13 protein-coding genes are annotated in these 11992 nt (G+C 40.9%); 2 read left to right on the forward strand and 11 right to left on the reverse strand.

The features are described 5' to 3' along the window. From BANVL01_RS05405 to BANVL01_RS05440, 8 genes are all read right to left on the reverse strand, one after another. Entirely contained in the window at positions 1-2424 is a 2424-nt protein-coding gene (locus BANVL01_RS05405; RefSeq protein WP_082804871.1) for a DNA translocase FtsK, read from the reverse strand. Positions 2425-2581: 157 nt separating this feature from the next. After that, positions 2582-3370, reverse strand: coding sequence for a DUF1444 domain-containing protein (locus BANVL01_RS05410; RefSeq protein ID WP_066096828.1), 789 nt, complete (start codon positions 3368-3370; stop codon positions 2582-2584). A 94-nt stretch (positions 3371-3464) separates the two neighbouring features. Continuing rightward, positions 3465-3779 carry a thioredoxin family protein gene (locus tag BANVL01_RS05415; RefSeq protein ID WP_066090904.1) on the reverse strand — a complete coding sequence of 105 codons (315 nt, stop codon included), beginning with the start codon at positions 3777-3779 and terminating at the stop codon, positions 3465-3467. Between the two features lie 147 nt (positions 3780-3926). Beyond that, positions 3927-4922, reverse strand: a complete 996-nt coding sequence (locus tag BANVL01_RS05420; protein WP_066090907.1) for an anti-sigma factor — start codon at positions 4920-4922, stop codon at positions 3927-3929. Then, entirely contained in the window at positions 4900-5439 is a 540-nt protein-coding gene (locus tag BANVL01_RS05425; RefSeq protein WP_066147729.1) for a sigma-70 family RNA polymerase sigma factor, read from the reverse strand. The genes BANVL01_RS05420 and BANVL01_RS05425 overlap by 23 nt, the downstream gene beginning before the upstream one ends. Before the next feature lie 122 nt (positions 5440-5561). After that, on the reverse strand, positions 5562-6053 hold the full coding sequence (locus BANVL01_RS05430; protein WP_082804872.1) for a hypothetical protein: 492 nt from the start codon (positions 6051-6053) through the stop codon (positions 5562-5564). A gap of 130 nt (positions 6054-6183) precedes the next feature. After that, positions 6184-6705, reverse strand: coding sequence for a DUF84 family protein (locus BANVL01_RS05435; protein ID WP_066090910.1), 522 nt, complete (start codon positions 6703-6705; stop codon positions 6184-6186). A gap of 700 nt (positions 6706-7405) precedes the next feature. Then, on the reverse strand, positions 7406-8479 hold the full coding sequence (locus BANVL01_RS05440) for a M42 family metallopeptidase (protein WP_066090911.1): 1074 nt from the start codon (positions 8477-8479) through the stop codon (positions 7406-7408). Positions 8480-8657: 178 nt separating this feature from the next. Here BANVL01_RS05440 and BANVL01_RS05445 point away from each other — a divergent pair, with 178 nt between their 5' ends. Beyond that, entirely contained in the window at positions 8658-8987 is a 330-nt protein-coding gene (locus tag BANVL01_RS05445) for a PepSY domain-containing protein (protein WP_066090914.1), read from the forward strand. Positions 8988-9057: 70 nt separating this feature from the next. Here the strand turns inward: BANVL01_RS05445 and BANVL01_RS05450 are convergent, their stop codons facing one another. Both BANVL01_RS05450 and trmB read right to left on the reverse strand, forming a co-directional pair. After that, positions 9058-9900 (reverse strand): YtnP family quorum-quenching lactonase, encoded by an 843-nt coding sequence (locus tag BANVL01_RS05450; RefSeq protein WP_066096839.1) that lies wholly within the window; start codon positions 9898-9900, stop codon positions 9058-9060. Positions 9901-9992: 92 nt separating this feature from the next. Beyond that, the gene (gene trmB, locus BANVL01_RS05455; protein ID WP_066090917.1) at positions 9993-10634 is read right to left on the reverse strand and encodes a tRNA (guanosine(46)-N7)-methyltransferase TrmB; all 642 of its coding nucleotides are present in this window, start codon (positions 10632-10634) and stop codon (positions 9993-9995) included. 163 nt (positions 10635-10797) lie between these two features. Here trmB and BANVL01_RS05460 point away from each other — a divergent pair, with 163 nt between their 5' ends. Beyond that, positions 10798-11076, forward strand: a complete 279-nt coding sequence (locus BANVL01_RS05460) for a YtzH-like family protein (protein WP_066090920.1) — start codon at positions 10798-10800, stop codon at positions 11074-11076. Here BANVL01_RS05460 and BANVL01_RS05465 read toward each other — a convergent pair. Further along, a complete protein-coding gene (locus tag BANVL01_RS05465) occupies positions 11073-11846 on the reverse strand; it encodes a phosphotransferase family protein (protein ID WP_066090923.1) in 774 nt (257 codons plus the stop codon). The two genes, BANVL01_RS05460 and BANVL01_RS05465, sit on opposite strands and share 4 nt — an antisense overlap. Between the last annotated feature and the right edge of the window lie 146 nt (positions 11847-11992).

Raw genomic sequence — 11992 nt, forward strand, 5'->3', positions numbered from 1 at the left:
CTAGTCTTGAATCGCTTCTAAATCGGCCTCTGTTATTAGGACATCACGCGGCTTGCTGCCATTTGCTCCGGTTATATATCCATTCGTTTCTAGCATATCCATTAACCTCGCCGCCCGGTTATAGCCAATTTTAAAGCGCCGCTGCAGGCTTGAAGTGGAGGCACCGCCTTGCTCAATAATAAATTCACACGCCTCGTAGAAAAGTTCATCTTCCTCTTCCGTTACTTGGGCCTTTTTTAATAACTCTTCTTGCTCAAACAAGTATTCAGGCTCCCGCTGCTCTCTTACATGGGCAACGACAAGATCTATTTCCTCATCTGATACATATGTTCCTTGCAAACGGACAGGCTTTGAAGAACCATTTTCTAAAAACAGCATGTCGCCGCGGCCAAGCAATTTTTCAGCGCCGCTTATATCGATTATTGTCCGCGAGTCTACCTGGGAAGATACTGAAAAGGCAATCCGAGTTGGAATATTCGCCTTTATTAGCCCGGTAATAACATCAACAGATGGTCTTTGTGTCGCAACAATTAAATGGATCCCGCAAGCCCTTGCTTTTTGGGCAATCCTGCAGATGGCCTCTTCAACATCTGCGGGTGACATCATCATTAAATCGGCTAACTCGTCAATCACAATGACAATAAACGGAAGCTTATCTGAATAGCGCTTATGCTGCATTGCCAGATCATTAAACCTGTTAATATCGCGAACGCCAGTATGGGCAAATAGCTCGTAACGCCGCTCCATTTCATCGACAGCCCATTTTAACGCAGCCGTTGCTGCCTTTACGTCCGTAATAACCGGACTGACAAGGTGGGGAATACGATTATATGGCGCAAGTTCCACCATTTTTGGATCAATTAGCAATAGCTTTAAATCTTCAGGTTTAGCTTTGAATAACAAGCTTATTAATATCGTATTAATACACACACTTTTTCCTGAACCTGTCGCCCCGGCAATTAAGCCGTGCGGCATTTTCTTTAGGTCAGTTACAATCGGCTTTCCGGCAATATCAAGGCCCAGTACCGCTGTTAACGGTGAGCTTGATTCTTCAAAAACACTCGTCTGGATAATTTCATTGATGAGTACAGGCCGTGACTTTTGATTCGGAACCTCAATCCCAATCGTATGTTTTCCCGGGATTGGAGCTTCAATGCGAATATCTCTTGCAGCAAGGCTTAGCTTAATATCATCACTTAGATTAGTAATTTTGTTTACTTTCACACCCGGCTCCGGTTGTACCTCAAAGCGGGTAACCGACGGACCTTGGGTCACATGGACAACACTTGCACCTACATTAAAGTTTTGTAGCGTAAGGTTTAAAAGCTCCTCTTGTTCTAGCAGCCATTTGGTATCCCTCACCTCAGTAACAGGCGGGCTTAACAGACTGGATTTCGGGAGTGCATATAATCCATCATCCATCTTATGCTGGATTTCCTCCACTATGTCAGGAGCGTGCTGATTAATCTGCTGAACGTTTTCGACAGGTTTGATTTCGGTCGGAATAACTTGCTGCTGTTCCCGTTCTCTTCTTCGTTTTCGTTCTTCCCATTTTTGATTATCCTGCTTTAGCATCATGACATTGAAAGGCAAATGGGACCGCTTTGGTGCAGGCGGTTCAGGTTCGGGCTTATCATTAATGTTTGCTTCTTGCTCCATTTCCAGCACAAGTCCAGACGCAGCCTCTTCCGCTGCTTCTTTGTGTCCATCCGCTGACCCTTTGGCTAGAGGGATGAACCTTCGATTCTGGATGATTTCAATAGCTTCAGTGGCTGTATCAATAACTTCTAGTTCCGCTGCATTATCTAGTTCATTTGGCACTTCGTGCACCGAAGTTAGTGGTGCTGGATCTTCGTGAACTGAAGTTATTGGCGTAGTCTCTTCGTCAACTGGAGTTATTGGCGCCGGCTCTTTGTGAACTGGAGTTATTGGCGCCGGCTCTTTTCTAAGAACCAGCTCATCTAGCTGATTATCAAAATCCTCAGTTAAAAAGTGGCTCAATTCATGCTCCACGACTGTGTCCGTTTTTTTCGGCCTATTGAATCCGAAAACCGGTGAAGGAATCTCCGTGGGTTGAAACGGCCCCCGGCTTCTTGCTAATTTTTCATGCTTTACTTTAGGCACTTCTTCTTTTACTGGTTGAACTTCCTGCTGCTCTATCTTTCTTCTTTTCTCGGGAAGCTTCTTGGATCTTTTTTGGCGTAATGGTGCTTCGATTGATTTTCGGTTTTCCCGCGGTGCAGGAGTAGGACGAACACTGCCTTTTGGATATTGATAAGAAATTTTCGTATCTAAATCCTTTAGACTTTCATATTGGTTTATAAGCGGGAGGTTTTCAGGTCTATGATTATGTAGGCTATAATCGTCGTATGTTTCATCATCATCTCGTTTGAATTTTTGGAAAAAGTCTTGAATCCAACTCAAAACTATCACTCTTTCTACTTTATCTATCACTCTATTTTAGCAGTAAAAATTATTTTTTCGAGATAATTATTGAGAATGAGTCAAATTATCTTCTAAATAGCTATTAGCGGTAAGGAAAAAAGACCACTTTTTCTGTGATCCTTTTTCAAATGATGTGTTATTTATTTTTTCCCATTATAAAAATCGGTTCTAATTCCCCATTTTCATATATGAATGATAATGCCGTAATTGGCACATGTCCATTTGCAAAAAAACTCATGGCCATTTGCGCCATAACATCATAGCCTCGGTCGTTCTGAATATCGGCAATAATCAGCACATCTTGATGAGGAACAGCAACAACCATTGCCCCCGTCATTTTCTTTTCAAAATCAGCGAGGAAACCTTTATTTAAGATCCGGCTGGCATCGTAACCATCATTCGTATTGAGAAAATAAAACGTATTCCCGGCCACTTGATCCTCTTTTAATGACGTTGATAGGGATCTGACATTAAAAAGGGCAATCTCCTTTATCCGGTTAGGTTCCCAGCCCTCTTTTTCCATCATCCGAATGTCAATCAATCGATAGGTTTTGCCCATATCATAGGCGTAATAAATCTTGGTTTCTGCCGTGTGTTCATCACTCAAAAACGGAATTCCCTCTTCCGCTTCTGACGGGAACGAAGTGGAGCGGATGATAGGGAATATTTTTCGTTCGTGGTCTGTAAGTTGAATGGGCTCCTCCATTGCTCGGAGTCCTTCCTCGACGTAATAAACGATCTCATCAATGGCTTTTTCTTTATTGACATGCCATTTAGCGACGATTCCAGGCAATGAAATGGTTATACCTTTACCGACTAATTCACTTTCAATGCGCAGCTGATCTTTTTCACGGTCGTAAGAAATGACTCTGTCTTTCCCAGCCAGTCGCGCCTCTAATTCTCTTTTCATTTTTTTGCTATCCATTTTCACTTTGTAATCCTCCAATTCCAGGAGCTGCTTTTTCTATTGTACATTAAAAAAACCCTCATCTCAAAAGAAGAGAGAGGGTTAGGCTAGATTATTTTAAACCCGAAATGAATCCTTCGATTTCTTCTTGCGTTTTTCGGTCTTTACTGACAAAGCGACCAAGCTCTTTTCCGTTTTCATAAGCGATAAAGCTTGGAATGCCATAGACGTCAACCTGTTGGCATAAATCAATAAATTGATCGCGATCCACATGAGTAAACGTATATTCAGTAAATTTAGCTTCTATTTCCGGAAGCACGGGTTCGATAAACCGGCAATCTCCGCACCAGTTTGCTGAAAACATAAAGATCGTTTTTGATCCGTCACGAAGTTGTTCAAATTGCTCTATTGATTCTAAATTTTTCAAATTCAATGCCTCCCTTTCACTTTAATTGTTAGATTCTTCCCAAATGATAGCAGTCATGCGGCTTCTCCGTCCAATGATATGCATTAGGGGTATTGTTGAAAAAAAAGCCAGTCGTTCACTTTCATTGTTCCCAAAAAAGCTTTATTATTAATCTTGTGCAGTCCAATTCCAATATTCGTATTTTCCAAGCTCAGCTCCTTGTACGATATCCAAGTTTTTAAGCTTTAATAATTCCTTTACCGGACCCGTTACAACTGCGCCATATACATGAAAGCCATTCTTTTTTAAATAATGGTATCTATCATCTAAATATCTTAGACCCAATACATTTTCAAGATATGAGCTGCTTTCGTTATCAATCAGCATTTTCATATTGGAAAGCATGATGTTCTCATTTTCCTTTATTGTTTCCATACGAATGCCAGTTACACTATAGGAATGGTAATCATCACTCTGTCTTGCTTTAGATAATCCAATTGAATCGACAGATAAATAATTATCTCCACCTAGAGTATAACCAATATCCCTAAGTTCTTTAAGTTCTCCCGTATATAAGGGCATCCAAAGGACATCGACATCATAATCCTTTAAGCGGTCAAGCAATTCTTCAGGCTTAAGAAATGTTGTTGTCGAAAAAGCTAAGTTGGCAACAGTCCCTTCATGCACCTTATTCAAGGAACTCCAGACTTCTGGGGTGCTTTGAAGTCTTAAAGCTTTTCCCGTTCGCGGATCTTCTGGTAAATAGAACTGAAAAAGCTTTGCATCTGCTGAATTTAAATAGGTTATTTCTTTTGTGGAAAAGGGTCCAACCCCTTTGGTTAAATTAACTGTGCCAATTGGTTGTTCTTCTTTTCCGATTGTCCGGTACAGTGGAAACGAGATTTTTTGACTTAAAAACGGTGTGATTTCCCCATGAAGACCGGATTCTCCATAGTTACCAGCTTGTGTCCAATCAATAGCCAAATTCATTTGAAATTCATTTTTGCTATAGAGATTTGTTTTTGAATAGCCAATTGATAATAGCATCATATAAACCGCGTAAAGACAGAAAAGAATGACAATGACTCTAAGGATTCTAAATGTTAACAAAAAACGGTATTTCCATAATACTTTTTTCTCTTTATCCTTTGTCCATTCCGTCATGTTCACTTTCCCCTTTCACATTCTCAGCTAATTCCTTTAACCTCTTTCTGGCGCGAAAAAGTGTTACTTTCACCTGGGATTCAGATAATTCCATCGCTTCTTGAATTTCTTGATATGTAAAGTCCTCATACTCTCGGAAATAAAGAATGGTCCGGTAATTTTCCGGCAGCAAGGCTAACAAATCCTTAAGCTCTTTTTTATTTTCCTTCTTTACTGCTTCAGCTTCCGGAATGCCGTATGGACTAATCATTTCTTCTTTTTCAAAAAACGGAACCCATTTCCACCTTTGCCGCTTTCGCCATTCATCAATATAAATATTGCGTGCTATTTTAAACAGCCAGGGTTTTACTTCCTGATGCTTAATCGATGATAAGGAAATGGTCGCGCGATAAAAGGTTTCTTGAACCAGCTCTTCAGCTACGGTGGGAGAACCCGATAAACGGAGTAGATAATAATACAATCCCTCGGCGTATTTCCGATAAATATCTTCAAGTTTGATATTCCGCTTTTCGTCCAAGGCTCCCCCTCTCTTCACTTAAACCACGAATGAATAATAAAAAGGTTACAGCAAATTTTAATTGTTTTTTTAATACAGGAGTCTATTGACACCACAAAAAAAACGAAGGGATTCCCTCCGTTTTATTTTTCAGTTTCAACTGAATTGACAATTTCCATCATTACTTTGGCATCCTCATTCAGATTACTTGTTTTAGCTTGTGTCGTTATTTTTGCCCCGCCGACACCGATGGTTAATTCGTTCAAGCTGTTATCCTTCAACTGCTTAATTGTCAAAAATCCAAATTTATTATCATTTGTAAACTTCTCGTTCGTATCGAGCTTCTCGTATTGATCGACTGTTGCTTTATAGACAACATCACTTGAGCTGTCTTCTTGCGGATTAATGAACAGAATATAGGTGTCCGCGCCATTTTGTAAAATGATATTATTTGTTGTTTTATCTTTTATACTGTAACCGGAAGGTAAATAAAAATGAGTTTTTTCATTCTTTTGATTTGGCTTTTTTTCCTGTTCCTTGAATATAGCCTTAGCCGTTTTTACCGATGCCTTACTTTCATCTTTGAACGAAGCATTGTTACACGCAGATAATAACAGGATTGATAGCATGAACAAAGTAATGGTTTTGAAGAATTTCAGATTTTTCGCCCCCTTGCAATATGAACAAAGTCCTATCCCTATCATACCCGTCGGAATATTAGAATGACAAGACCTTTGTCGTATATTGCTGTCGAAAACGTAAGATTTATCTTCTTAGATGTTTCTGATGATAGGTATATTGACCTGTTAGAAGTGTTGTAACATGTGTGAACATTTCTATGCGGTTAATCATCCCATTTGTAAAAATCCCAACCGCCCCTTCATGCTTTCTAACATTTTTCATTTTTGCGTAATCATCCATAACCGGACCGAGCTCTTCCCCCAACCTAAGTCTTGCAGCTACCTCCTCTGGGAGAAGGAATCGGGCACCGCCGGCGATAATCGGTTCCATGTTGTGTGTGGCAAGTGCCCCCCAGTTGCACAGAAGCAATCCGTGGCTTGTTTCATGAACGCCGCCCTCAAGGCCAATCCCAATATCGCCATTTCCTTGATTTAACGCACCTACAGCTCGATTGATTGCTCCTTGAATTGTTTCTTCATCTGAAAACGGTTGTGCGTTTACACCTGAGGGGACATCAATTGAAACAAACTCAGCTTCTTGTTGGGAAAAACCACTTTTGACTGCTTTTATTTTGGCCGGATTCTTTGAGCCGATAATGATTTTCATTTTGCTGGAGCTCCTTTTAATAGTGATTCTCTCTATTTTTGTCTTACTGGACTAAATAGATGAGGCTGATTGACCGTCGGCCGCTTTTTTTGGCGTCGACGGGCTTTATGAACTGCTCTTATTGACCGTGAGCGGCTTTTTTCAGCGTCGATGGGCTTTATGAACCGCTCTTATTGACCGTGGATAGCTTTTTTTGGCGTCAACGGGCTTTATGAAACGATCTTATTGACCGTGGCCGGCTTTTTTCCGCGTCCACGGGCTTTATGAACTGCTCTTATTGACCGTGGGCCGCTTTTTTGGCGTCGACGGGCTTTATGAACCGCTCTTATTGACCGTGGGCCCCTTTTTTGGCGTCGACGGGCTTTATGAACCGCTCTTATTGACCCCGTGGCCGCTTTTTTCGGGCGTTGACGGGCTCCAATAGACCTTATTGGCGACCGTAGGCTCCTTTTTTCGGCATCGACGGGCTCCAATAGACCTTATTGGCGACCGTCGGCTGCTTTTTTCGGCGTCGACGGGCTCCAATAGACCTTATTGGCGACCGTCGGCTGCTTTTTTCGGCATCGATGGGCTCCAATAGACCTTATTGGCGACCATGGGCCGCTTTCTTTGATCCAGAGCCTTTTTAGTCCCCAACACCCCATTCAGAAGAGGCCAACCCAAAAAGGAGGCATATAAAATGCCCCCCTCCCCACGAATATTAGCTGTTTGATTTAATGGTATCCACCGTTGTCTGGTCGCAAGCTTTGACAAGTTTAACGACGAGTTCTTTTGCGGCAGCGTAGTCATCAATATGAACGATTGAAGCATGGGTATGGATATAACGCGAACAAATACCGATGACAGCACTTGGAACACCCTCATTAGATAAATGAACACGGCCTGCATCTGTTCCGCCTTGTGATACGAAATATTGATAGGGAATATTGTTTGTTTCCGCCGTATCGAGGACAAACTCACGCATTCCGCGATGCGTCACCATCGACCTGTCAAGGATGCGAAGTAATGTCCCTTTGCCTAATTGACCAAATTCATTTTTATCTCCACTCATATCGTTTGCCGGACTTGCATCAAGCGCAAAAAAGATATCAGGATTAATCATATTCGCCGCTGTTTGCGCTCCGCGTAATCCTACTTCCTCCTGAACAGTCGCCCCGGAATAAAGGATATTTGGTAATGTCTCATCTTTTAATTCCTGAAGCAGCTCAATTGCTAACCCACAGCCGTAACGGTTATCCCAAGCTTTAGCTAAAATTTTCTTCGGATTTGCCATTGGCGTAAATGGACAAATTGGCAGGATTGCCTGACCAGGCTTGATTCCAATTCGCTCAGCATCTTCGCGATTATCGGCCCCAATATCAATAAGCATATTTTTGATTTCCATTGGTTTGTTTTTCTTCGATTCGTCTAACAGATGTGGTGGAATCGAGCCAACAACACCAATAACCGGACCATTCTTGGTCATCACTTGGACACGCTGTGCGAGTAGCACCTGGCTCCACCATCCGCCAAGTGTTTGAAAACGAAGCATGCCATTATCGGTAATGGCCGTCACCATGAAACCCACTTCATCCATATGTCCGGCAACCATAACGGTTGGGCCAGTTCCATTTCCTTTTTTCACACCGAAAATACTGCCTAATTTATCTTGGATAATTTCATCAGAATATTGAGCTAGTTGTTCCTTCATAAAATTTCTTACTAAATGCTCATTGCCGGGTGCACCGGGCAGCTCTGTTAACGTTTGAAAAAGATTTAAGGTTTGTTCGTTCATTTTGTGCTCCTTTTAATCGTGTATTTATGTATAGTGTTTATTTTACAGAAATTTTTGACCGCTTACCAACATTTCATTTCAATATTAGTAATATTACCTTCTTCCTTTTAAATACGATATACTAAAGAGGAGAATGGTAAATGTAATCTTTTCCAATTTAATATTTGGAGGTATTCAAATGAACTGGAAGTCGTTTATCCTGGGCGCAGCGGTTGGTATCATTGGCGGATATGCTGCTCATGAAGTCCTAAATAACAAGTTAAAGGTTTCACCTGAAAAGGTATTAGAGCAGGTTAAGAAACAATTTAAACAGAATGGGCCAATTAGTGGTTCATGGATACATATGGAAGCGGAGCCGTATGAAAAACACCAAATTCACTATAAAGTTTACAAGGGCGGCATTTCGAAAAATAACAACGGCTCAAATGAACAATTTGAATTCATCGCCGATGCCCAGACTGGAACCCTTTTGGATGTACGCCCTTTATCAGATGCACTCATATCTTAGCTACCAAAATAACCGTATCTTAATAATAGATACGGCTATTTTTTGTCGACTAGGGAATTTTAAAAATCGCTTATCTTTCCCGCTTAATGCTCTCCACTATTTGTTTTCCGTCGGAGCCCCATTTAACTGCGCGGTAAAAGGCATCATGATAAAATGTGAACCAGGCATTTTTCCCCAATCCGTATGGCAGCCATTTTTCCTTTGCTAAGATTGAATCCATTGGATAATCATCATAAGCCATCACCCATAAAACATTTTGATGAGCATGTGTTGCCATCAGGTCTGCCATGTGGATGGACAGTTCTCCGCCGTCCTCAATAACCAAGATTGAATGCCCATCACTATGCCCTCCGGTATGGATCATCGTGATGGCCCCCAAGTTCCACTTTTCCTCAAAAGGGACCACCTGCGATTCAATTGCCTCCCAGTTTTCTTTCCAGTATGTATTTTTTGAACGAATATTAGGATTGCGCATTTCGTCCCATTCCACTTGCGACGCAATAATTTTTGCATTTGGGAAGGTTGATACATATTGTCCCTCTTCAAGTTTTGTCAAACCCCCGGCATGGTCAAAATGCAAATGGGTCATTAGGACATAGTCAATTTCTTCCACACTCAAGCCTACTTTCTCCAAAGAAGATTCAAGCTCAGATTCCCTGGCAACGCCAAAATTTCTTAATTGCTTTTCAGATAATTTCCCTTTTCCAAGTCCGGATTCGACTAACAAATTCTTTCCATCCATCTGAATTAAAATTGGATCTGTCGGCAATTCGATTTGATTTTTTTCATTGCAAGGATATTTTTTCGACCATAGCCCTTTCGGAACGACCCCAAACATTGCACCGCCGTCTAGATTTGTTACCCCTCCTGATAACCATGTCAGTGAAACATTCCCTATCTGTAATGTCTCCATCATCCAAAACCTCCTCTTTTCCCCCATTTTATCATTGGCTGATTATTTAGAAAACAAAAAAGGACAGCCTCGTTAAAGAACTGTCCACCCAATTAATTCTGATATTTAACTTCACAGCGATAAATCCGATTTCCTTTTTCCGAGAATTTCTCTTCGTACTCTGTCATGATGTTTCCTTGATAATCACTTTTATGAAAATCAAGACTTACATACTTTAACAATAATCCATAATCGGAAAAGCTCATAAGGGAGTATTCAAATAAACCCTGATTATCGGTTTTAAAATGAATTTCACCCTGATCGACCAAAATATCCTCATAAAGCTTTAAGAAATCTTTGTATGTTAATCTTCTTTTTTCATGACGGATCTTTGGCCATGGATCAGAAAAATTCAGATAAACTCTGTCAACGTCATTCTTAGCAAAATATTTCTCTAAATCAGCTGCATTCACGTTTAACAGCCTAAGATTCGGTAAATCGGCTTCAATTAAACGGTCTAACGCCGCAACGATGACACTGTCATACAATTCTATTCCCATATAATTAATGCCGGGATTTGCTCTCGCCATTTCGGTGACAAATTGGCCTTTTCCCGTTCCGACTTCAATATGAAGCGGCTGCTTATTGCCAAATACTTCATGCCATTTTCCCTTGTACATTTCGGGATTTGCGACAATATATTGTGGATGCTGCTCTATTTTATCCTTTGCCCAAGGCTTATTCCTCAGTCTCATTTATGACACTCCTAAAAAAATTATCGTTCAAACCATATCACTAAAAACCGTTTTCCTGCAAGTAATTTTTGCTGGAAAATAAGTTTAAGTATAAACAAAAAAAGAATTCACATCCTAACTGTGAATTCCTTTTTAAATTCCCACGTTGAAAGGGCGTGTTTTCATGCCATTAAGCCATGATGACCAGGTTACTTTATTAAAAGATATCTTAAACAACCACCAGGCCGATTGCTGTGGATCCGTAGCAGAATGTGAACAATTGGAACGCCTGGTAAAATCTCTAATGGTCAACACTCAAGTTGATGAAAATGTAAAAACCATTTTACAGGAGGTCTATCAGTACAGTCAGCATGGTGCAGAGACTGCTGATTTAGATCAGCATATTTTATCTAACCAAGATAACTTATCACAATGGGTAAGCAATATTGATCAGTTTAGTTAGAGGATATCGTCCAAAAACTTTATCCATTTGTTCATTTCTTCCAGGCGTTTTTTACTTTTATACCATTGAATCGAGGTTAAGGTTTGCAGTGCAACATACCATTTCATTCGTAACCGTAAATGATTGGTAAAGCTTTTTCCGTACATGTTCAGCCAATCTTGCCAGTTTTCTTCAGGAATATACCAATAAAGCAGTAATCCTAGGTCAACGGCAGGGTCGGCAATCATCGCCCCATCCCAATCAATCAGGTACAACTGGTTGTCTTCTGCAAGCAGCCAGTTGTTATGGTTCACATCACCGTGGCAAACGACTTTTTCATCACAATAAACATTGACAGCTTCTTTCTTTAAAAAGCTCAACGCCTTTTGCACTTCCATCAATGAAAGCACTTGTTCATCCAACTCATTTACCACCGCTTGAAAAAAAGTCTCCGGAAGCAATGGGGACGTCTCTAACCGGCTAAGCATTCCAAGCATCGGCTTTGAACAGTGAATCTTCTTTAATAACCTGGCCACAGCCTCATGGTTCATCTCAGAAGGTTTTAGTTCACGGCCTTCCAGCCATTGTTGTGCCGAAATAACATCCCCGTTTTCCAATCGTTTCGTCCAAACAAGCTTTGGGACAATACCCTCTGCTGAAAGAACCGCAAGGAAGGGAGAAGAATTCCGCTTTAAAAAAAGCCTCTGATCCTCATAGCTTGCATAAAAGGCCTCTCCCGTTGCGCCCCCAGCAGGGATTATCTCCCACTCTTGTCCTAATATATGTTCCAAAATTGTTCACCTTCAATTTATGCCGTTCTAACGAGCTTTGCTGCCCATCTTATTCAGAGGTAACGCTATGCTGCCGAAGGTTTTATTTTACCACATTCAAATCAACAGCTATGACTTTTTAAAAATAAAAAAAAAAGCTATTGATC

The sequence above is a fragment of the Neobacillus novalis NBRC 102450 genome (assembly GCF_001591805.1).
Classification (GTDB): domain Bacteria; phylum Bacillota; class Bacilli; order Bacillales; family Cytobacillaceae; genus Neobacillus; species Neobacillus novalis.